The 22,370-nt window shown below is 54.0% G+C and carries 18 protein-coding genes and 1 tRNA gene; 10 read left to right on the plus strand and 9 right to left on the minus strand.

From position 1 onward, the window contains the following. Nucleotides 1-119: 119 nt before the first annotated feature. The 5 genes from KGA81_RS03455 (at nucleotide 120) to KGA81_RS03475 (ending at nucleotide 4,443) form a co-directional block, all read left to right on the plus strand. Nucleotides 120-944 carry an FkbM family methyltransferase gene (locus tag KGA81_RS03455; protein WP_223544578.1) on the plus strand — a complete coding sequence of 275 codons (825 nt, stop codon included), beginning with the start codon at nucleotides 120-122 and terminating at the stop codon, nucleotides 942-944. Nucleotides 945-1,022: 78 nt separating this feature from the next. Next, nucleotides 1,023-1,098: transfer RNA gene (locus KGA81_RS03460), tRNA-Thr, on the plus strand. A gap of 122 nt (nucleotides 1,099-1,220) precedes the next feature. Continuing rightward, complete coding sequence (locus KGA81_RS03465; protein ID WP_223544579.1) at nucleotides 1,221-2,039, plus strand: hypothetical protein; 819 nt, start codon at nucleotides 1,221-1,223, stop codon at nucleotides 2,037-2,039. 495 nt (nucleotides 2,040-2,534) lie between these two features. Beyond that, nucleotides 2,535-2,894: a hypothetical protein gene (locus KGA81_RS03470; protein ID WP_223544580.1), complete on the plus strand. Its 360-nt coding sequence runs from the start codon at nucleotides 2,535-2,537 to the stop codon at nucleotides 2,892-2,894. Between the two features lie 571 nt (nucleotides 2,895-3,465). Further along, nucleotides 3,466-4,443: a hypothetical protein gene (locus KGA81_RS03475; protein ID WP_223544581.1), complete on the plus strand. Its 978-nt coding sequence runs from the start codon at nucleotides 3,466-3,468 to the stop codon at nucleotides 4,441-4,443. 791 nt (nucleotides 4,444-5,234) lie between these two features. On the opposite strand, the gene KGA81_RS03480 is transcribed toward KGA81_RS03475, so the two are convergent. Continuing rightward, complete coding sequence (locus tag KGA81_RS03480; RefSeq protein ID WP_223544582.1) at nucleotides 5,235-5,546, minus strand: TM2 domain-containing protein; 312 nt, start codon at nucleotides 5,544-5,546, stop codon at nucleotides 5,235-5,237. A 1,172-nt stretch (nucleotides 5,547-6,718) separates the two neighbouring features. On the opposite strand from KGA81_RS03480, the gene KGA81_RS03485 reads away from it, so the two are divergent. Further along, nucleotides 6,719-7,618, plus strand: coding sequence for a DUF1837 domain-containing protein (locus KGA81_RS03485; RefSeq protein WP_223544583.1), 900 nt, complete (start codon nucleotides 6,719-6,721; stop codon nucleotides 7,616-7,618). Beyond that, the gene (locus tag KGA81_RS03490; RefSeq protein WP_223544584.1) at nucleotides 7,615-10,161 is read left to right on the plus strand and encodes a DEAD/DEAH box helicase; all 2,547 of its coding nucleotides are present in this window, start codon (nucleotides 7,615-7,617) and stop codon (nucleotides 10,159-10,161) included. The genes KGA81_RS03485 and KGA81_RS03490 overlap by 4 nt, the downstream gene beginning before the upstream one ends. Nucleotides 10,162-10,429: 268 nt before the next feature. Here the strand turns inward: KGA81_RS03490 and KGA81_RS03495 are convergent, their stop codons facing one another. The 5 genes from KGA81_RS03495 to KGA81_RS03515 form a co-directional block, all read right to left on the minus strand. Then, nucleotides 10,430-11,140, minus strand: a complete 711-nt coding sequence (locus KGA81_RS03495) for an SDR family NAD(P)-dependent oxidoreductase (RefSeq protein ID WP_223544585.1) — start codon at nucleotides 11,138-11,140, stop codon at nucleotides 10,430-10,432. Between the two features lie 44 nt (nucleotides 11,141-11,184). Then, a complete protein-coding gene (locus tag KGA81_RS03500) occupies nucleotides 11,185-11,841 on the minus strand; it encodes a DsbA family oxidoreductase (RefSeq protein ID WP_223544586.1) in 657 nt (218 codons plus the stop codon). Continuing rightward, nucleotides 11,838-12,059, minus strand: coding sequence for a tautomerase family protein (locus tag KGA81_RS03505; RefSeq protein ID WP_007972813.1), 222 nt, complete (start codon nucleotides 12,057-12,059; stop codon nucleotides 11,838-11,840). The genes KGA81_RS03500 and KGA81_RS03505 overlap by 4 nt, the downstream gene beginning before the upstream one ends. A gap of 243 nt (nucleotides 12,060-12,302) precedes the next feature. Further along, the gene (locus tag KGA81_RS03510; protein ID WP_223544587.1) at nucleotides 12,303-12,593 is read right to left on the minus strand and encodes a hypothetical protein; all 291 of its coding nucleotides are present in this window, start codon (nucleotides 12,591-12,593) and stop codon (nucleotides 12,303-12,305) included. 252 nt (nucleotides 12,594-12,845) lie between these two features. Further along, complete coding sequence (locus KGA81_RS03515) at nucleotides 12,846-13,910, minus strand: S8 family peptidase (protein ID WP_223544638.1); 1,065 nt, start codon at nucleotides 13,908-13,910, stop codon at nucleotides 12,846-12,848. A gap of 270 nt (nucleotides 13,911-14,180) precedes the next feature. Between KGA81_RS03515 and KGA81_RS03520 the strand changes: the two genes are divergently transcribed. From KGA81_RS03520 to KGA81_RS03530, 3 genes are all read left to right on the plus strand, one after another. Continuing rightward, nucleotides 14,181-16,115 carry an ATP-dependent DNA helicase RecQ gene (locus tag KGA81_RS03520; RefSeq protein WP_223544588.1) on the plus strand — a complete coding sequence of 645 codons (1,935 nt, stop codon included), beginning with the start codon at nucleotides 14,181-14,183 and terminating at the stop codon, nucleotides 16,113-16,115. A 246-nt stretch (nucleotides 16,116-16,361) separates the two neighbouring features. Further along, nucleotides 16,362-17,588 carry a 3-hydroxyacyl-CoA dehydrogenase gene (locus KGA81_RS03525; protein WP_223544589.1) on the plus strand — a complete coding sequence of 409 codons (1,227 nt, stop codon included), beginning with the start codon at nucleotides 16,362-16,364 and terminating at the stop codon, nucleotides 17,586-17,588. Nucleotides 17,589-17,749: 161 nt separating this feature from the next. Then, on the plus strand, nucleotides 17,750-18,172 hold the full coding sequence (locus KGA81_RS03530) for an acyl-CoA thioesterase (protein ID WP_223544590.1): 423 nt from the start codon (nucleotides 17,750-17,752) through the stop codon (nucleotides 18,170-18,172). Between the two features lie 66 nt (nucleotides 18,173-18,238). On the opposite strand, the gene KGA81_RS03535 is transcribed toward KGA81_RS03530, so the two are convergent. From KGA81_RS03535 to fdhD, 3 genes are all read right to left on the minus strand, one after another. After that, nucleotides 18,239-18,730 carry a glycine zipper domain-containing protein gene (locus tag KGA81_RS03535; RefSeq protein WP_223544591.1) on the minus strand — a complete coding sequence of 164 codons (492 nt, stop codon included), beginning with the start codon at nucleotides 18,728-18,730 and terminating at the stop codon, nucleotides 18,239-18,241. A gap of 370 nt (nucleotides 18,731-19,100) precedes the next feature. After that, entirely contained in the window at nucleotides 19,101-21,449 is a 2,349-nt protein-coding gene (locus KGA81_RS03540) for an FdhF/YdeP family oxidoreductase (protein WP_223544592.1), read from the minus strand. After that, nucleotides 21,446-22,285: a formate dehydrogenase accessory sulfurtransferase FdhD gene (fdhD, locus tag KGA81_RS03545; RefSeq protein ID WP_223544593.1), complete on the minus strand. Its 840-nt coding sequence runs from the start codon at nucleotides 22,283-22,285 to the stop codon at nucleotides 21,446-21,448. Before fdhD ends, KGA81_RS03540 begins: the two co-directional genes overlap by 4 nt. Between the last annotated feature and the right edge of the window lie 85 nt (nucleotides 22,286-22,370).

A 22,370-nucleotide genomic window follows, 5' to 3' on the forward strand; every position in this document is an offset into this window, starting at 1 on the left:
CTAATCCCGGACCGCTGACAGGGGAAATTGCACCGCTGCACTTCTCTTGATATACACAAACGCCAGGGCGCCAGCATGCGCGGCCACGAACAAGAACACTCTTCCGACAGGATGCGCCAGTGACTTTCATTTCCTACGCACAGAATTTCGAAGACATACGCCTGTGGCGCGCCCTCAAGACTGTCGAAAACGGCTTCTACATCGACGTGGGGGCGAACCATCCCACCCATGACTCGGTCACCAAGGCGTTTTATGACCACGGCTGGACCGGCATCAACGTCGAACCGATGCCCAACTACTACCAAGCCCTTTGCCAGCAACGCCCCAAAGACACCAACCTGCAGTGCGCGGCCGGGGAAAGCGCCGACGACCTGACCTTCTACGGCATCGCCGGCACCGGCCTCTCGACCCTCGACCCGGCCATGGCCAAAATGCACAAAGACGCCGGCATGGACGTGCGCAGCCAAACGATCAAGTCCCGCACCCTGACCTCCATCTGCGAAGAACACGCCCGGGGCCGCGCCATTCACTTCCTCAAAATCGATGTCGAAGGCCACGAAGAAACCGTCCTGCGCGGCATGGACTTCAGCCAATGGCGACCATGGGTAATCCTCATCGAAACCCCGTGGGAGCGCGACCAGACCTGGGAAAGCCTCGTCATCGACGCCGGCTACCAATCCATCCTGTTCGACGGCATCAACACCTACTACCTCGCCGAAGAACACCTGAACCTCAAACCCGCCTTCGACATCCCGCCGTGCAACCTGGACGAATTCCAGTTCTGCAAAGGCCACAACTTCAGCCACCCCATCGGCGACGCCGAACACCAGCTCGCCGCCGCCCTGCAACGCGCCGAACAGGCCGAAGCACAGCTGCGCGCAATGCAAAACAGCCGAACCTGGCAAGCCATTCAGAAACTCAAGAAAACCCTGCTGCGCGCCTGACCTGAAGCCCGAACAAAAATAGTCAGAATTCAGGGGTTTACAGAAGCCAACCAATCGCTATAATCGTCGCCCTGACACGCCGGTATAGCTCAGATGGTAGAGCAACTGACTTGTAATCAGTAGGTCCCGGGTTCGATTCCTGGTGCCGGCACCATATAAAACAAGGGCTTGCAGCGATGCAGGCCCTTTGTTTTTCTTTCAGACGTAACAACGGACGTAACAAGGCCGCCATCAGCCTTAGCAGAGCACGATGGCTTACTTCAAAAGGAAGTGCTTGTGACCTGGAAGGCTTGGGATTGGAAATTTATCGCCACGACTGTGATCGCAATCGCAGCTTTGGTTGTCCCGCAGATAGATCTGTCGTCCCGCTCCCTAACCGTACGCCTGTTGGCAACGTCACCTCTGCAGCCCGCGCTGAACATTCAAAATCTTCAAATTTCACTTAACGGTCAAAATGTCGAGTCGCCATACATCTCAACAATCGAACTGATTAATACTGGGTCGAAACCTATTCTCAGTTCAGATTTCGACGGCGCTTTACAAATCCAAATGGCAAATGACGCCAAATTGATAAGCGCCGAAATCACAAGCACGACTCCGAAGAACATCCCCGTCCAAGTCACCACGTCTGGAAATAAGACGGCCATATCTCCGTTTCTTTCGAATCCCAAAGATTCCGTAACCATCGCCACGATTACCTCCGGACCACGTCCGGGGTTCGAGGTACGGGCTCGTATCGTGGGTATTAACGAAGTGGAATTTGAGGACAAAACGGTCAAAAGCAGCAGCTATTGGAAATTGCTCGGTGACCTGGCGACCTCGTACGGTCTCGTTTTCCTGTACTTCGTCTTCGGGCCAATTGCTTACCGTAACAAGCAATTGACGATCCCGCGTGGCCTCGCTTTCTGCACCGCGGCTGTGTGTGCGTTTGGAAGTATCGGAACGATCAATTCCAAATGGAATGAGGTACTGACTGGCTTGCCCTACTCAGGAGTCTCGTCCTTCGTGGTCGGGCTTGGGCTAACCCTGCTCATGGGGTTTCTGGCAGCCAAATACTTGCGTCGGTTGATAAAAGCAGACCGTTTGAAGGGGTAAGGGTCGCGAGAGAACCCAGTGAGATAGGCCGGAAGCTTAGAGCCATCGCTATGTGAGCGCGTCATAAGGAACGCCCCTTATGCGAAGTGAAAAAAATTTATGGCTGCCCCCTCAAAAGCCTGTCAGTTTTGTCAGATTACTATTCTAACTACTGTCTAACGCTTCTAACTCAAGCCTCTCAGCTTTTTTAAGTAATGTCAGAGACCTGTCAAAACCTGACAAAACCTGACAAAACCTGACAAAACAGCAGTGTCAGACTCACCGTTCTCAAGCCGTTAATTTATAAAGTTTTTTATTTAGAATGGCAAAACTGACACAAACATCCAACGTCCATGTCAGATCTGAAACCCAGTAAATACGGGGCCTCCAGAGCACTTGCTGACAGATATCCATGATCTGTCAGGGATTTGGGGGGCGGCCTAAAAAAACTTTAATGAGGCATCTCGAAGCTATCCTTCAAAATGCCCCGGCGCGCACTGATCGAGGAGAATAAGCATGCGTAAGACAGCATCCCGAGCAGCAGTACCCATCATCGAAATCATCAAGAACGGCGCGGTTTGGGAGGTGCATTGGGATTACCAGGAAGCACCCGAAAGTTCGATCCTGTTCCAACGCGGCGAATACCTAAGGGGCTACATCGACGGCACCATGGATGACCTGGGCATTCATCCCGACAATGTGTTGTGTGCCAGCGGACAGACCGGGACCGTAAAGAAGCTGAACGAAGACCAAGCTGTGAAGTTGCGCGATGCTCTGAACCGCGTGCTGATTCCGATTGTGACCAAGGAATTCACGCGCCTGCAGAACGTGAACAACCTGCCTCATCTTCGAATGGGTGACGCGGAGGAGGCGTGAACCCCTCTGCAACGCTGTAATTCTCCTTAAGCCCCTGCCGCATATGGGCCATAGGGGAACTCGCACCTCCCCCGCATGCTGGCAATTGCCATCCGAAGAAGATCGTGCGCGTTTTGGAAAACACTCCGAAACCCATGTTTTCAAAGTTTTCGTCCAATGAAACCGGGCACTCCAGCGATCCCCCTTTCATGACCGCTCCATGCATAGCTGTGCAACCGCGCTGCATTTCCTTTCAAAACTTTGCACTCTTTGAAATTGCCGGTCGCCTGCAGAGCCCCACGGCCCGCCTGGGCTGCAGTCTCGTTTGCACTACATCCGAATTTGCACAAAAAACGGACGCAAAGCCCGTCGGCGGGAGGGGGATAAGTGCTTTTTCGGACGATTTTTTCTGGCGAAGATTTTTGAGGGTTCACTCTCGTCAGTGGCTCTGCACTACACCATCCCTTTCGCGTGCACAAAAAAAACCGCCTTGCCACCAGTTGCTTGCCCACAAGTACCAAGCGTGTGACGATTGCCGAGTGCCATCGCGGTGACACTTGCTGACACAAAAATAGGGACTTGGAGCTTCAGAATGACCTTAGATTGGAACTGGTTTTTCAGCACGCTATCTCAATCAACTGCGGCAATTGTCGGTATTGTTGGGGCGTTCATTATCGCCAAGATTTTTTCTAATCAGAGCGTTTTCTCTGAAAAGAATAACAAAATGAATACACTAATAATTGAATCACAGAAACTTCTTGATAAAATTGGAACTATTAATTTCGCCTGGTATATAAGAGAGTGCAATGATGCAGCGTATAGAACCGCAGCTAACGATATAGCCTCTATCAAAGATGAAGACGAATTAGAGCACAACGATGCAACCCTACTAGAAATTTATGAAGCAGCGAATTTCTCTGAGTTCTCTGAAAAGGGACCAATCTTAGATAAACTCCGTGAAGAAGTGGCACATCACTGTAGCTATCTTTTAGAAAAGCGGCTTCGCGAAGAACGACGACAGGAAGATCAAGAGAGGCGCGCCAAAGGTGAACTTGACGGATTGAGTGGCCTAACTGCTTTGTTTGGAGGATTCGCCCCCCACCTAAATACGAGAACTTCAATGCTTAACTTTTCCGATATCGCAACCTCGCCTTGGGTCGCCATGAACAAGGAACGGGACCTCATAACGGAGTGCTTCTTAGAGGTAAAGCATCATGCCCGAGTGGTAGGGGATTTTGTTGAGTCAGTTAAAGACAATCCTGAGTCACCACCTCAGATAACCTGGTCGCTTGCATTTGTCGCGCTTATCTTTCTTGCAGGCGTAATTTACCCTTTAACTTTCATGCCAAGTGGCACACCCCCAACTCACGCCTTAAGTTTTGCCGAGTTAGTCTATGCTTTTTTGTCCGTTAAAGGCGCCTTGCTATCACTATTAAGCTTAGCGTTCATGTTCATTATTAGTATGTTTATGTTCACGAATCACTCCATGAAATACAAGGCGAGCAAGGTTTCCCAGCTCGAAACGTTGAGTGACGCAAACAATTACTCTGACTATTTTAAGTATCTGTAAGGAGACGGTGGATTTGGCACCGCTTAGCGGCGTGTTTGGCACTGTGAGTAAATACGGGCGTTAGATTCAATATTCAGTGCCAAATAGCCCGCAAATCGGCATGAAAAAAGCCTGAAACGTTTTTTCTGATCTGCATAGCTTTGGCACTGAAAAACCTCGTAACTGCTTGTTTGTAAATTATTTATCAATGAGTCTCACTAGACTTCTTAAGTGCCAAATCCATCGTCAACTCACACCTCCGTTCAAAAGGTAGGCGTAAAAAAGCCCGCACGGAGCGGGCTTAAAGTGGGGGTGGGTTTAATTGGTGGTTGTAAGTGAGCAGAAATCCGGGCCTTTGTTGTTTCTGGCATCCAGAAACTCAACTGCTACAAACAGCCCCCTGTAGATACAGTCTTCCCCTCACCTGCACCAAAATCTGGCTGCACACCAAACTGTTACAATTTCACTCCAGCGTGACGTTGACGATCTGCTCCAGCGACTTAAAATGCCCTCTAATACACCCGCCAAGCCTAGGTTGACCCAGTCAGCAAGCTCAAATCGCGCGGGTTTTTCTTTGCCTGGAGAAAACTACATGGGGGCCTTCGATAGCCGGCCCTCGGCGTAGTACAGCCCGACCTATCCACAGATGACCAAGTTGGTTAAAGATGAGATTGCCGGTACTCAAATCGATTCGTTACCAGCAAGAGCTGACAGGGCCTGGATCCTTTTCAGGGATGACCCCGCGACGCAGAACCTCATCAGTCGTACTTGCTCCGCGACCTGCAAGATTGACTCGAATCGGGTAACGAACTTTAGTTTTTCTCGATGAGCGCCACTTCAAGGCGGGCATCATGTCGAACTTTTTCGGAATGCTCACGAATAATGCCCGGAATCAAAAAGAGGTCTACAAGCAGCCAGATGCCTGTGACGATAAGAGGGATCAGGGTAAAAAAACCGACGATCGTGATAATCAATTGTGCGACCGCAGTTGCGGTCTTGCCGAGATAGAAGCGGTGGCCACCGAAGCCTCCCAGGAAAAACCACAGCAGATAAGCCACGTCTGTTGATTTTTGAGCGCTGGCGACCTCTTGCTCAATTAACATCTCGGCTTGCAGGGAAGACATTCAGATTTCCTTTCCCGTCAGGGAGTCCATGTGCTGGGATGACACTAAGGTCAATAGACGCGCAAGGATGGCATCTTGCAATCAAACATCTGAAATTGAGTGAGCTGGCGGTGGCGTTTTTCAAGGTCGTCGGAGAAAGACAAAACATGGAGCAATAGAGTAAGTGTACACCCAGCACGGACTGCAAAACCGCCTTGGTTGGAGGGATCTGGATTAGAAAAGCTAAACGCCACTGGCGAGTCTGTGGAAACGACAGATTCCCAGCGGTGGATAACATCATCCACAACCGCAGAACTCTCGAAAATTCGAGCCTTGGTCCGAGTTATCCACAGGCATAGAAAAGATCGGGCAAAGCGCTGTCGTTGACAGCACTTTGAGTGCTACGCCACACCGTGGTGGTTCTCCCAAAGTGCGATTGGCGTTCGGCTGCTCACACGGTCACTCATTGGGTGATGGATACCCACTTCAGATCGTTGCCATTGCGGCAAATACATCCCCTACCCGGCCACCCTGCAGTAACCTTTCCGATTGGCCATTTCCTTGCGCCAACCTGCGCCTGTCTCTTTCTCTCGGGGAAAGAGACAGGCGTTCTCAGCGCTGCTGCAACCCAATTCGTACAAGGCTTTGCAGCAGCCCCCTCGTGACAACTGGCGTGACAAACACCGAAGTCACCAGCAACATCGATGCAGATGATGGTGTCGCAGCCCAAGAAATGGACTGCACCTGACTGACTTTCAGGCATGCCCCAGTCATCGCATCACTGCTTTTACCTGACTCAGGATCTCGCGGCGCTGGTCTCGTCAGCCGATGCAGCCCCCACCCGCCCACTTCCTCGGAAGTGTTCAGGAGGCCAGATCATGAGATGCCCAAGCCCCCGGTCGTAAAGAGCCGTCAGTCCCGCGTTAGTGGACAACCCTCACAGATCGCAGGGGCCTTGATCCCTGATAACACTCAACATCCTTGGCGAGATGACATGGGGAGAAACAGAGGAGACGTGCGTGTGCTATTCAGCAACGGGAAAGGAGCGCTGCAACCTGACACCAACATCAGCAATCGAGCGGATCAAGTGCACGGGATTGAACCGACCTTGAGTTTGATGGCATGCTGCCATCCATACAGGGCGACTTATCCCTAATGCCCATCGAAGTTAAAAATGCGGACGCCTGAACAAAATGGACTTAACGCTCGAAAATGATGAGTTCCTCGATGGGTTTGATCACTTGGAATGTCACCACCTCAGAAATAACATAATAGATATATTTTCCCTAAAAATTAATGCAAACGAATTTAATTACTCTACACTTCAAGATAGCCTGTTAGATCCACTTATAAATTACTCGCTATCAAGAAAAGTAAGAGCAGAATACCAAGGAAAACCTGCAATTCTATCTCGTAGGGCTCGTGAAAAATTTTTAGACTACTTGAGAAACAGAGGTGAACTTGGTGAGCTCTTACTTTATTGCTTTTTAGAGTCGCATCTAAAAGCTCCAAAAATATTATCAAAATTAGAACTAAAGACTTCTACGAGCCATTATGTGAATGGCGCTGACGGAGTACATTTCGCAAAATTAGAAGATGGTAACTTTCAGATAATATTCGGCGAATCTAAAACTGAAGAAAATCTGACCACCGCTCTAAGCCATGCTTTCAAATCCATATACGAATTCAAAAATGAAATAAACTCTTCCGGCGCAAAAAAAAGCGGCCTGCCTTATGAAAAAGGATTAATTAGCGACCATTTGGAAAAAGAAACATTTAGCGCCGAGGAGAAAGAATTCATTAAAAAAATAATTTACCCTAGGCGAGAAAGCAAATTTGAAGTCGACGACGCCTTTGGAATTTTCATTGGCTATGAAATAGCTATAGATGAATCTGATCGTTGGTTACCGAATTCCGAGTTCAGGAAAAAAATACAGGCAAAAATCAAAGCTGAAATATCTGAACGCTTAACCCATATAGAGAAAAAAATTACCGAATACAAATTATTTGGGCATTACATTTATGTTTACATATTACCTTTTACGGAGCTCGCGAAGACAAGGACCAAGATACAAGAGGAGATTACGAAATGAAATTCTTCGAAGAGCTTTCAGGCGAAGCCTTAAAGGACGAATATTTTGTAGATCTCTTAGTAAAGCTCGAAACTATCTCCGCACAACAATTCTTCAAGCTTCCAGTAATGTGCCTAAGCCCGAAGGAGTTGACTGACGCGCTTCGTTTTTCAGATATACTCTCACGTTCAGAAAATCCCGAAGCAAAAAATAAGTCTTACAAAATCGTTAGCCTTTTGTCAGAGTCCCATCAGCACAACGAGATCTACGCGAGCTTCGCAAAACCGATACTTATTAGACTAGGAAATTTCCCCGCGCTGAATTTCATAGAAAATAATATAGGCATGGATGTTGTTTCACCACGAGAAGTAATATTTGAGAAGATCATCAAAGAAACATTTCATGCAATCCCAAATAGCGAGTACACCTTTACAGATGCACAATACAAAATCTATGAAAGCCTGAAGAAAAATAATCACTTCAGCTTTTCCGGGCCTACATCGATAGGTAAGTCTTTTATAATTAAAGCTTTCATCCATCATTTGATATTGGAAAGCAAGGGCACAGACAATATTGCGCTCCTGGTTCCGACGAGAGCCTTAATAAATCAAGCTGAAAGCCAAATTAAAACCGAGTTCACACAATATCAACAATACAAAGTCCTGACACACCCTATAATCCCAAAAGCGTTTAAAAGAGAATCTAACAAGTTTATTTTTATATTTACGCCAGAGCGACTGATATCATATTTATCCGACTCAAACAATCCAAAGATAGACTACCTATTTATAGATGAAGCACACAAAATAGTTTCGGAAAACGACACCCGCAGCCCTCTCTATTACCATGCAGTACTACAAGCAGAGAGAAAGAGCGTTAAGCTATATTTTGCCTCTCCAAACATTCCAAACCCCGATATATTTCTGCGTTTATTTGAAAAAAGCACGGAAGAATCTTTATGTATAAAAAGTTCGCCGGTTTCTCAAAGTAGATATTTCCTTGACCTCATTGAAAAACGAGGAGTTCTCCTATCCGACTCGGAAAATGAAATAGAACTTGACATAGACTTCAACACCAACAATCTTAACCATTGGATAAAAAATTTATCCAATGGGGAAAAAAGCATCGTCTACTGCAACTCAAAATCTGACACAATCGAGTTGGCACTAGAATTTTCAGAAACTTTACCCGACAAAAATACTCAAGAAGTCGATGATGTAATTAACTTAATCGAACAGCACCTGCATAAAAAATACTATTTAATTGATTGCCTAAAGAAAGGTGTAGCTTTTCATTTCGGAAATCTACCTCAGCGTATTAGAGAGCGCATAGAGTGGCTGTTTGAGTCGCGAAAAATTGATTATATATTCTGCACTTCAACGCTCTTGGAAGGCGTGAACTTACCAGCAAAAAATATATTTATCCTAAGTAACGCAATAGGATTAACGAAATTCACCGATATCGACTTCTGGAATTTATGCGGGCGCGCAGGACGGCTTACCAAGGAGCTATCAGGCAATATAATCTGCACTCGCGCACAGGTTAAGAAAAACAGGTGGGACAAACCTGAGACGGACCTAAAGGTTGTTCGACAAAAGCAGATCAAAAAGCTTGAACCACAAATAATAACGGGGAAGGGGAATTTTTATAAAAATGTGGAGTCCGCTCTAACCGGAACAGACTTCACCATAAAGAAGCCCTCTTCCAATCAAGTTAACATATGGAAACACTATGCTAATATCGCGTTAATCCATGAAATCCGAGGCGACGACTCCGTGCTGAGATCAAGCTTTATCAGTAAAACAAGTACTGCTCAAGCTACGTTAAAATCTAAAAGCGCGTCGATTGTCGTTCCTCAAAAAATCCTGGAATCATGCTCAGGAATAAAACCCGAATATCAAAACGAAATATATAAAAATGCGAAGCCAAACAGATCTGTGCTGCCTGAAGAAATCACATACGACACTGCGCTGACAGCTCTCATTTCGCTTAGTGAGCTCTACAGATGGCCTGAAGAAGAATCCTCCGGAAAAACCCCTCTTTATACATCACCTGAAGCACTAAAATATTATGCCGTATTAATTGAAGGTTGGGCCAACACCAAACCTCTTCACCTCATGATTCAGAACGCTCTCAACTACTACGAAAAAAAGGGGCAAATCTGGGTCGTAGACCAACTAGTCCCATTCAACAAGAACAGCAAAAAACTATTGAACCTAGTTATCAATAACTTGATATCCGACATAGACAACCTTGTCAGATTTAAAATCAGAAGCTACTTCGAGAACTACAACATGCTTCTGAAAGCATGTTTAGGAAGTCGCGCCGCAGGTCCAAACTGGGCTGAGTTCCTAGAATATGGAACAACTGATTCCAGGATCATAGAATTGCAAAATTACGGAATCCCGCGTCATCTTGCACAGTTCCTGATAGAGCACTTTGAAAGTTCTATGGACTTTGAAGACAGCAGCATTGTACCGTTCGAAAAAAAGAAAATCCTCGAATTGATGGATAAGAAAAGCGAGGAGTACAGGGAGCTCAGCGAGCTTGAGTTGTATAATTAATATTCTCGCGCACTAATAACGTCCGATAGCCGCATTGTGAAAAATTCATCGTCTATCGAACTAACGTAGTAAGTCTGGTGGGGCGGAGGCAGCCCGATCTGATGAACTTAACATTGCAGAAATTGGTACTCAAAGGGGTAGCGAGCAGAGTTGAATACTTTTCGCTATATAATTCAGGATGTAATGTATTTTTCGACTCGTGGTGCCAAAACAAAGCCCCTACAAAAATGCAGAGGCTTCGTCGTTTCCAAGCTTTAAAAAAGCGCTTTCAGTGCCCCGCGCTCTGACCACCATCCACATGCAGGATTTCGCCGGTAACGAAGTTGGCGCCATCCAGATACACGACCGCTTGTGCAATATCATCGATCTCGCCCATGCGCCCGACCGGGTGCAGGTTGCCCAGTGCGGCGTGGGTTTCTTCGCCGTGCATCGGGGTCTTGATGATGCCCGGGCTGACCGCGTTCACTCGAATCCCGCGCTTGGCGTATTCGATGGCCAGGGATCTGGTTGCGGCGTTGAGGCCGCCCTTGGTCAGTGATGCCAGTACCGATGGCACGCCGTCGATGGCGTGGTCCACCAGGCTGGTGGTGATGTTGACGACGTGGCCGCTGCCTTGTTTTTCCATCTCGGCGATGGCGAGTTGGGTGATGTAGAAGAAGCCGTTGAGGTTCACCGACAGCACATTGGCGTAGTCTTCTGCGGTGTAGGCGGTGAACGGCTTGGCGATGAAGATCCCGGCGTTGTTGACCAGGGTGTCGATGCGACCGAAACGGGAAATCGCTTCATGGATGACGCGCTGGGCGGTTTCCGGCTCGCCGATGTCACCGGCCACGGTGTGAATGTCCGGATCGGTGGATGGTTTGATCGAGCGCGATGTGGCGACGATCCGGTAGCCGAGTTCACGAAAGGCTTTGACCATACCGTCGCCGAGACCTTGGGACGCGCCGGTGATAACGATGACTTTTTTCGAACTGCTCATGATGAAGACCTCTGACAATTAAAAGTGGGGTAAAAAAGCTGTAATCAGGCTTCGGCCGGTGCATTGGCCATTTGTCTCAACATCTGTTCGTAGTACTCGACCGATTGCGAACCGGACACCAGGTGTCGGCCGTTCAGCACCATGGCCGGGACCGAGTTGATGCCGCGCTGCTGGTAGTACGCTTCAAGCTCTCGCACCTCATCGGTGAACGCGCCGGACGCCAGCACCTCTTGTGCACTTGCTCCATCCAGCCCCGCTTCAGTCGCCAGACGCACCAGCGCCTGGTGATCGCTCGGGTTCTGGCCTTCGCTGAAATAGCCCCGGAGCAGCACCCTCTTCAGCTCGATTTGCCGGCCCTCCTGCAACGCCCACAGCAACAAACGGTGGGCATCGAAGGTGTTGTAGAAGTGCGTGCGCTTCTCCAGATCGAACTTGAAGCCGATGGCTTCGCCGCGTGCGATTTGCATGGCCTTGCCGGCGGCGATGTCGTCGGCGGTTCTCCCGTACTTGCGCATCAGGTGCTCGACCGCTTGCTCACCTTCGGCCGGCATGTTCGGGTTCAACTCGAACGGCTTGTAGGTCAGCTCGACCGAGACTTCCCCGGCCACGTTCTCGATCGCCTGCTCCAGCGCCGTCGCCCCCAATGCGCACCAGGGGCACACCACATCGGAGATGAAATCGATGGTGACGGAGGACGTCATGACTTCCCCTCTGCCTCGGCCAGTTGCTTGCGGTACTGGGTGGTGGTGATGCCGGCGTAACCCCAGTTATCGGTGTCGACTTCCTCGATCACGATGTGGGTCAGGTCAGGGCGTTTATTGAGGACGCGCTCCAGTGTTTCAGTGATTTCGGCAATCACCTGAGCTTTCTGCTCAGTGGTAACGCCATCGCGGGTGATGCGTACGGTTACGAACGGCATGAGGGAAACTCCAGTGACCTTCCCGTCGGGATGATGGGAGAGGCGTTGGAGCTGAATGTAGGGGGTTGGCGGGAGGGGATAAAGGTGGGGGCGGGAACTTCATTAGTTACGCGGTGTAATTAGTGCTGCAGGACTCCCGGCTCACGCGAAGGCGTCCCGCACACAGCTGCCATGGCGACGCACTGCGAGGACATGAATGTCCGCGGTGCGAATGATGCGCCCGCAGGGGATTGTGGTGGTGCTTCAGCCGCTGAGTTTCGGCAAGCGTTGCCGGGCGATGTCGAGCATGTCGTTGCCGTCCTGGGTCAGCAGGTACAGGGCGCTGACGATCTTGGGGATGTCGCTAGCTTCGGCATGATTGAAACAGGTGCAATAAAGGGTTTCGAGCAGGTCGCTGGCGGCGCGGATGCGTTGTCGGGCGGCGTCGAGGATCTCGACGGGGTCGGCCTCGGTATCGATGACCAGCACCGGGGTTTCGCCATAGCTGGATTTAAGCGACTGATAGCGTTCGGTAGATGTCTTTAGCGAGGGCATTGATGTCTCAGTCCTGTAAGAGATCGGAGGTCACTCCGGCAGGCCGCCACAGTATTTTCAGCCGCGCTAAAACTATGAAGAGTGTGGCGAAGCAGAGCAATACAGGCGCAATGGACAGGTTCTGTAGGGCGTTTACTGCCTGGGAAGGAATGCTCCTACGCTCCCCCCAGGTTTTATTGAAGAATGCTTCTACAGGAGATGATTCCTACAAAGCCACGCAGAAAGATATGTAGGGTGCTCGATGGGCCGGACTCAATCGACTGCCCGTGCGGGAGGACGGCGCGACGCCGCATCAAGGTCGAGCAATCCTCGGCCGTAGGCTTCACTGTTGGCGTAGAGGCCGGTCCGGTTTGCGGTTTCAAGCAAGTGGTTGCGCACTTGCTGTGCACTCATTTCGGGGTACAGGCTCTGGACTGCCGCCAACGCGCCACTGACCAATGCGGCAGCGGGTGACGTACCGGCAGTCTGGACGTATTTGCCGTCCTTGCCAGTGGTCAGCAATCCCTGACCTGCGCCTGAGTCCCCACCAGGAACGGCGATGCACCAGGCCGCCGCGACACCACAATAATTGGATTTGCCATTGATGGCACTGCCATCGTTTTTCAATGCAACGACGGCGATCCAGCCCTTTTCCAATTCAGGGATGGCAAGGGGTAACCCCGGCTCTGCAAGAGGCTCTCGTTTGAGTTCATTACCGGTCGGAAACACAAATACCGCGCCTTGTTGAACCAGTTTTCGCGCGCTCGTCAGCGACTCGGGCATGACCTGTTTGTAACGTGCTTCGGTGATTTCCGTTGCTGGAATGGCATTGGCCCACGAGTTGTTGAAGATGCGCGCACCGAGATCGAACCCGGCTTGCCAGGAGCGGGAAATTTCACTGTCGAAAAAGAAGGGTTCGTTGTCGTCACCGAAACGGTAGGGGATCAGTTGAGCGTTGAACGCAACGCCGTGCATGCCCCGCTCGTCTTTGTTGGCGGCCAGAATACCGGCCATTTGAGTGCCGTGGCCAACGCGATCATGGGTGCCGGGACGATTCTCGACATAGTCAAAACCGGGGTCGCGGACCCTGCCTTGAAACTCTGGCAGTTCGGCGTTCAGGCCCGAGTCAATCAATGCGACGGGGACGCCTTGGCCGGTGCCGCCACGTGCGTACAGGTGGGATGCCTGGATGACCGCCAACCCCTTTTGAGCGTGATACTCGGCTGTTTCGAATGTGTCTGGTTTGATTACCGGCTTTTCGGGCGTGGTCAGGCATCCACTGAGCAGCAGCGGCACTGGCAGCAACAGAGCAAATGGAAAAACAGTTCGTTGAAACATGGTCGGTCCTTCGGCAGGGGCCGCGCACATCAGGCCTCCTGTTGTCATGAAGACTTCGCGCAGCGTCACGGGTGTGGGGGGGTGAACCATACCTGTGGGGAGAGACGGGGCGTCAGGTGGCAAAGTGCTCTGTGTGTTTCAATCTGTGGCGTCAGCAAGACGTGTTGAGCGCTGTATCATCCCGTATCGTTTATGCCCCGACCTTTTCTCGATTCGCTGCGATCGCCGACTAGTCTTTTGGCTCTGCAGTGGTCAACGGAGTGACAGCTTATGCACAACACCCTGGAACAGGTTTTCGGTTATCCACAATTTCGACCCGGTCAGGAGGCGGCCGTCAGTGCCGTGCTGGCCGGGCGTTCGGCGGCGGCGATTTTCCCCACCGGTTCCGGCAAATCCCTTTGCTACCAATTGCCGGCGCTGTTGCTGCCGCACCTGACGCTGGTGGTTTCGCCGTTGCTGGCGTTGATGCAGGATCAGTTGGCGTTTCTGCAGCGCCACGGCATCTCGGCGGGCAGTATCGATTCGGCCCAGAGCCGCGACGACGCCAGCGACGTCATGGCTCGGGCTAAATCCGGCGAGCTGAAGATTTTGATGATCTCCGTGGAGCGCCTGAAGAACGAGCGCTTCCGGCATTTTCTGCAGCAGGTGCCGATCTCGCTGCTGGTGGTGGACGAGGCGCATTGCATTTCCGAATGGGGTCATAACTTTCGCCCGGACTACCTCAAGCTTCCCGATTATCAACGCCAGTTCAACATCCCGCAGGTGCTGCTGCTGACCGCAACGGCGACGCCCAAAGTCATCGCCGACATGCAGGCGAAATTCGCCATCGCCGCCGCCGATGTGGTGACCACCGGTTTCTATCGCCCGAACCTGAATTTGCTGGTGGAGCCGGTTCGCGGGGCGGACAAGCGCAGGCGCCTGGTCGAATGGATGAGCCAGCGTCCGGACCAGCCGGGCATCGTCTATGTCACCTTGCAGAAAACCGCCGAGCACATCGCCGAACACCTGAACCGCAACGGCATTCAGGCCGAGGCTTATCACGCTGGGTTGCCCCATGAGCAACGGGAAGCGATCCAGCGCCGCTTCATGGGCGGGCAGTCCAATTGCATCGTCGCCACCATCGCCTTTGGCATGGGCATCGACAAGAGTGACATCCGCAACGTAGTGCATTTCGACCTGCCAAAATCCATCGAAAACTACAGCCAGGAAATCGGCCGCGCCGGGCGTGACGGGCAGCCGTCGGACTGCCTGGTGTTGGCCAACCGCGACAGCCTCAACGTGCTGGAGAACTTCGTCTACGGCGACACGCCCGAGCTGGATGGCATCCGTTGTGTGCTTGACGAGATGCATGCCGCAGCACCCGAAGGCCAGTGGGAGTTTCTGCTGGGGCCCTTGGCCGATCAGAGCAATATTCGCCAGTTGCCGCTCAAGACCTTGCTGGTGCAACTCGAATTGCGCGGGTTGATCGCCCCGCGCTACGCGTACTACGCCGAGTACCGCTTCAAGTATTTGCTGGAGCCCGAGGCGCTATTGGCGCGTTTCGAAGGCGAGCGCAGGGATTTTGTCGCTGCGATCATCCAGACTTCCAGCCGCGCCCGGACCTGGGCCACGGTGAATTTCGAGGCGTTGTACGAGCAGCACCAGGCCGAGCGCAGTCGGGTGGTCAAGGCGCTGGATTACTTCCAGGAAAAGGGCTGGGTGGAGCTCGAAAGCAAGCAGATGACCGAGGTCTACAGCGTGCTGCAAAGCGGGTTCGACAACGTCGCGTTGAGCGAGGAGCTGCACGGCTATTTCACTCGGCATGAGCACACCGAAGTCGCGCGGATTCACGCGATGCTGGATCTGTTCGCCACCGACCGATGCCTGGGTTATCGCCTGGCCGAGTATTTCGGTGACCGCAATGCCCCGCAGCAATGCGGGCATTGTTCGGTGTGTCATGGACAGGTGGCGCGATTGCCCGCACCACCGGAGTTGCCAGCGCTTGTGGATAAAAATTTCGAGGCGCTGTGTGGCGACTTTATCCACAGGCACGGACAGCACACGGGCAACGCGCCCTCGGCTGAACGTGTGACACGGTTTTTGTGCGGGATCAGTGTGCCGCTGTTTACCAAACTCAAGGCTCGGACGATTTCGGGGTTTGCGGCGCTGGAGGATTATCCGTATGCCGGGGTACGGAAGTGGGCTGAACAACATCTGGCAGACTGAAACACGATCAATGTGGGAGCGAGCTTGCTCCGGGCGGCGTTCCGACGATGGCGATTTGTCAGTCACCATCACTGTTGAATGTACCGACCTCATCGCGAGCAAGCTCGCTCCCACAGGGATTTGCGGTGTACTCAAAGGGGCACATCCATCCGCTGAATGTTGCTCATCACAGGAATAAATTTCAAAAAAAACCGGGTTCTGACTATGGTGATGGCTGTCTTCGGATCGCCAACAAGAGAACAAAACATGAGCCAGACACCATTGGATATTCAGCGCGCCGCTGTCATCGGCGCGGGCACCATGGGCCGTGGCATTGTCATGTGCCTGGCCAACGCCGGAGTGGCCGTGCAGTGGCTCGACAATAACCCGCAGATGCTGGAGCAGGCGCTGGCCACCGTGGCGGACACCTATGCCCACAACGTGCGCCAGGGCCGCATTGACCAGAGCGAAGCCGATGCCCGTGTGGCGCGCGTTACGGCGGCAGAGGGTTATACGGCGATCCGCGATGTCGACCTGGTTATCGAAGCGGTGTACGAAAACCTTGAGCTCAAGCAGAAAATCTTCCGCGAGCTCGATGGCCTGCTCAAACCTGAAGCGATTCTGGCGAGCAATACTTCAGCGCTGGACATCGACGCCATTGCTACGGTTACGGGTCGCCCGCAGCAGGTCCTGGGCCTGCACTTTTTCAGTCCGGCGCACATCATGAAGCTGCTGGAAATCGTCCGTGGCGCGCAGACTGCACCGGCAGTTCTCGACGCAGCACTGGCGCTCGGCCAGCGCATGGGCAAGGTCAGTGTGGTGGCGGGCAATTGCGACGGCTTCATTGGCAACCGCATGCTCAATACCTACGTACTCGAAGCGCGCAAAATGCTGCTGGAAGGCGCTTATCCCTACCAGGTGGACGCAGCGCTGCAAGGGTTTGGTTTCGCCATGGGGCCGTTCCGCATGTTCGACGTGGTGGGCATCGACCTGCAGTGGCGCGCCCGGCAACTGTCCGGTGTCGGGCAGGACGCTCCGCAGGTTCAGGTGGATAACCGACTGTGCGAAATGGGGCGCTTTGGCCAGAAGAGTGGTAATGGCTATTACCACTATGAGCCGGGCAGTCGCCAGGCCGAACACGATCCACAGGTGGATGCGCTGGTGCTTCAAGTCAGTGAGGAGCTGGGGTTCCATCGCCGCGAGATCGGCCCGGAAGAAATTCTGGAGCGCTGCTTGCTGGCACTGGTCAATGAAGGCGCGAAGATCCTGCAGGAAGGCATCGCCGGATCGGCTCACGACATCGATCTGGTCTATCTCAATGGTTACGGATTCCCGGCGGACAAGGGCGGGCCGATGGCCTGGGCGGATCAGCAGGGGTTGACGGACATTCACCGGCGCCTGATGGACCTCGAGACGCGTCAGGGCGATCACTGGCAACCGGCGCGGTTGATTGGTGAGCTGGCGACGGCTGGCAAGGGCTTTGCTGACAAGTGATTGATGCGGCGCCATCGCGGGCAAGCCCGCTCCCACAGGTGATCGTTGTTGCCCACGGATTTTGTGTATGACAGAGATCCAATGTGGGAGCGAGCCTGCTCGCGATGAATACAACGCGGTTTTCGCCTTAGACTGGCGAACCAGTTCAGGAATCAACGCCAATGCCCCAACGCACCGACTACCCGCACTTCCAGCCCATCACCACCCGCTGGCACGACAATGACGCCTACGGTCACGTCAACAACGTTACCTATTACAGCTTCTTCGATACGGCGGTGAACACCTACCTGATCGAAGTCGGCGGCCTGGATATCCATGCTGGTGAGGTGGTGGGGTTCGTGGTGAGCTCGGCCTGTGATTACTTTGCTTCCATTGCCTTCCCGGACCGCATCGAGATCGGTCTGCGGGTGGGCAAGCTGGGCAACAGTTCGGTGCAATACGAACTGGCCGTGTTCAAGCAAGGGGAAGACGAAGCCTGTGCGGCAGGGCGCTTCGTGCATGTGTTTGTCGATCGTGCGTCGAATCAACCCGTGGCGATTCCGGCAAGGTTACGCGGAGCGCTGGAGTGTCTGGTGGTTCAGTAAGGTAAAAAAAATCGCAGCCCTTGGGCTGCGATTCTTGATGTACTGACCAGCGAGGCACTCGAGGCCTTAGTCGCGGTAATACCTGTGGTGGTGCTTGCGATGGCCATAGGCATGGCCGCGGCCCGGATGGCCGTCACGGTAGTAACGACGATCGTCATCGTCGCGATACGAACGATGACCACCGCCGTCTTCATCATCGTAATCTTTGCCCATGTGGTTACCCAGCGCGCCACCGGCACCGCCGCCTGCTGCGGCGCCGATCAGGCTGCCGGTGGTGCCGCCCATGCTGCGGCCGACCACGTTACCGCCTGCTGCGCCCAACGCACCGCCAAGGGCTGCTTCGCCACGGCTGTGTTTGTTTGCGCCGACGGCGCTACCACCCGCGCCACCCAGGGCTGCGCCGATGGTGGAACCTGTACTGCCGCCTAACGACTGACCGACGACCGAGCCTAGAACCCCGCCCAATGCGCCGCCTACACCGGCTTCGGTGGTGCCGCCAGCAGACGCGATACCGCTGACCAGGCCAAGGGACAACAAGAGAATCGAGGAGAACTTCATGGAGGAACCTCAAGGGGATGACGGCGCGATCCTGAGGCTCTGGAATAGGCGTGACAATCGAAATCCGACGAATAACACGACCTGTATACAATATTGCAAGTTACTGTTTTTCGGGCGGAACTTAACGTTTTTTTGCCGGTCTTTTACTACTTCGCAAAGGCCGTTTTCGTGAGGAAACGGCCTTTTTTTGTGGGTGAAAGGAAAGTGCAGGGCCGGAGTTTTTGGTGATCGGTCTGGCCCTATCGCGAGCAAGCTCGCTCCCACAGGGATTTCAGTCGAACGCGAATTGTGTGAACAACATAAAAAAAACCTGTGGGAGCGAGCTTGGTCCGGGCGGCGTTCCGACGATGGCGTCAGATCAGCCACTACATTACGCAGACCTGGCCATGATCAACCCGGTCTCACTCGCCGCTTCCAACCGGATCGCCACAAACTTCGATGTTGGCGTATGGCTGCCATCGCCGGTGCTTTCCAGCGGCACCAACGGGTTCACTTCCGGATAGTAGGCCGCCCCCTGCCCGGCCGGGATATCAAACGCCAGCAACGTGAAGCCTTTCACCCGACGTTCAACACCATCGTCCCAAAGCGAAACGATGTCCGCCTTCTGCCCCGGCTTGAAACCCAGGCGGATGATGTCGGCTTCGTTGACGAACAACACATCGCGCTGCCCCTTCACGCCGCGATAACGGTCGTTGAGACCATAGATCGTGGTGTTGTACTGATCGTGGGAACGCATCGATTGCATGATCAGATCCGGCAGCACCCCGGTGGCGCGGGTGCGTGCGTGCACCAGATCCTCGGGCAGGGTGTTTGGCTTGAAATTGGCCCGGCCCGACGCAGTGTTCCACTTGCGCGCACCGGCACTGCTGCCCAGGTAGAAACCGCCCGGATTCCTGATCTTCTCGTTGAAGTCCTTGAAGCCTGGAACGGTCTCGGCAATCAGGTCGCGGATGCGACGGTAATCGGCCACCAGCCAACTCCAGTCCACCGGGTGGCTGCCCAGGGTCGCGGCCGCAATACCGGCCAGGATCGCCGGTTCCGAACGCATCTGGTTCGACAGCGGCTGCAGTTGACCGTTGGAGGCGTGGACCATGCTGAACGAATCTTCGACGGTCACCGCTTGCGGGCCTTCGGTCTGGATATCGATGTCGGTGCGGCCCAGGCACGGCAGGATCAGCGCGTCCTTGCCGTGGATCAAATGGCTGCGGTTGAGCTTGGTGCTGATCTGCACGGTCAGGTCGCAGTTCTGCAGGGCCTGGAACGTGCGTGGGCTGTCCGGCGTGGCCTGGGCGAAATTGCCGCCCAGACCGATAAAGACTTTCGCCCGGCCTTCAGCCATCGCATGAATCGCCTCGACCACGTTGTGGCCGTTGTGGCGCGGCACCTTGAACTGGAAGCGACGCTCCAGGGCATCGAGGAACGCCTCTGGCGGACACTCGTTGATGCCCATGGTGCGGTCGCCCTGCACGTTGCTGTGACCACGTACCGGACATAGACCGGCACCCGGCCGGCCAATGTTGCCGCGCAGCAGCATCAGGTTGGCGATTTCCTGGATGGTCGCCACCGAATGCCGGTGCTGGGTGATGCCCATGGCCCAGCACATGATGACGTTCTTGCCCTTGGCGTACATGCGCGCCGCTTGTTCGATCTCTATCAGCGTCAGGCCCGACTGCTCGACGATTTGCTCCCACGGGGTGTCGTCGATGGCCGCCAGGTACTCCAGCACATTGACGCAGTGTTCATTGAGGAAGTCGTGGTCGAACACTGCCGGGGCGCCGGTTTTCTGCGCATCGCGTTCCCACAGCAGGAGGAATTTCGCCATGCCGCGCATGATCGCCATGTCGCCGCCCAGGGCCGGGCGGAAGAATGCGGTGTTGGTTGGCCTGTCGCCGTTGGTGAGCATTTCGATCGCGTGCTGCGGATGCTGGAAGCGCTCCAGGCCACGCTCCTTGAGCGGGTTGATGCACACCACCTGAGCGCCGCGCTTCACCGCTTCGCGCAACGGCTCGAGCATCCGTGGGTGATTGGTGCCGGGGTTCTGGCCCCAGACGAAAATCGCGTCGGCGTGTTCGAAGTCGTCGAAGGTCACAGTGCCTTTGCCGACACCGACGCTTTGCGACAACGCGACACCGCTGGCCTCGTGGCACATGTTCGAGCAGTCAGGGAAGTTGTTGGTGCCATAGGCGCGCACGAACAGCTGATAGAGAAAAGCCGCTTCGTTGCTGGCCCGACCCGAGGTGTAGAACTCGGCCTGATCCGGGCTCGACAAACCGTTCAGGTGTTTGGCGATCAGCGCGAACGCGTCGTCCCAACTGATCGGCTTGTAGCGGTCGGTTTCCGCGTCGTAGCTCATCGGCTCGGTCAGGCGGCCCTGATATTCGAGCCAGTAGTCGCTTTGCTCCAGCAAGGACGTGACGCTGTGTCTGGCGAAGAACTTTGCATCGACCTGGCGTTTGGTCGCCTCCCAGTTCACCGCTTTGGCGCCGTTCTCGCAGAACATCACCATGCCGCCTTCCCTGGAATCACCCCAGGCGCAACCGGGGCAGTCGAAGCCGCCGTTCTTGTTGGTCTTGAGCATCATGCGCAGGTTTTTCAGCGCGTTGTCGCTGGTCAACCAGGCCTGAGCGACGCTGATCAGTGCGCCCCAACCACCGGCCGGGCCTTTGTAGGGCTTGTAGCGAGGGACAGGTGTCTGGTCGGCTTGACGGTGTTGACTCACGCTTGTTTCTCCAACGTTGGGCTGTAGACCCGCGGTGCATTCTTCTGTGGCAGATGGATGAGGTTGAGGTTGTGGCGACGGGCCCATTGCACGGCAAGGCCCGTGGGCGACGACAGGCTGACCAGGGTCTGGATGCCGGCGCGCAAGACTTTCTGGATCAATTCGAGGCTGCAGCGGCTGGTGACAATCGCCAGCCCGCCAGCGGTCGGGATCTTTTGGCGGATCAATCCGCCGATCAGTTTGTCGAGGGCGTTGTGCCGGCCGATGTCTTCGCGCCCCAGCAGCAACTCGCCCTGATCATTCATGAACACTGCGGCATGTACCGCACCACTGTGCTGGCCAAGGGGCTGGAACGCGCCGATGCGCTGGCGCAGGCCGTCGAGCCATTCGGCGGGCGGCAAGGGTGCGCCAGGCAACACCTGAAGCTGCGGCAGTGCCTGCTCCACTGCTTCCACGCCGCACAGCCCGCAACCGCTGGTGCCGGCCAGTTGCCGACGCTGCTGCTTGAGGTTCCAGAAGGCGCGGTTGGCGATGGTCACTTGCGCGTATTGCGCCGAGCCAGAGCCGGTCAGTTGCAGGTCATAAATATCAGTGGCGTCTTCGATGATGCCGCTGCCCAGGCTGAAACCGACGATAAAGTCTTCGAGGTCCGAGGGTGTCACCAGCATGACGGCCTGGCTGATGCCGTTGTAGGCAATCGCCAACGCGACTTCCTCGGCCAGCGCGGTGCTGGTCGATTCCGTGTCTTCAAGATTGCTGTAACTGTACGTCTGGCTGGCGGCGGGCGCGGGCGTTTCGAGGGCAGGCGCCGCGCAGGCTGGGCGCTTGGTGTTCATGGCATCACCGACGGTTTGATCAGCTTTAAGACTAGGCGTGACAACTTGTCACGTCTAATCGTTAGTACTGATGTGCCGATAGATA

It is taken from the genome of Pseudomonas sp. A-B-19 (assembly GCF_019947515.1).
Lineage (GTDB): Bacteria > Pseudomonadota > Gammaproteobacteria > Pseudomonadales > Pseudomonadaceae > Aquipseudomonas.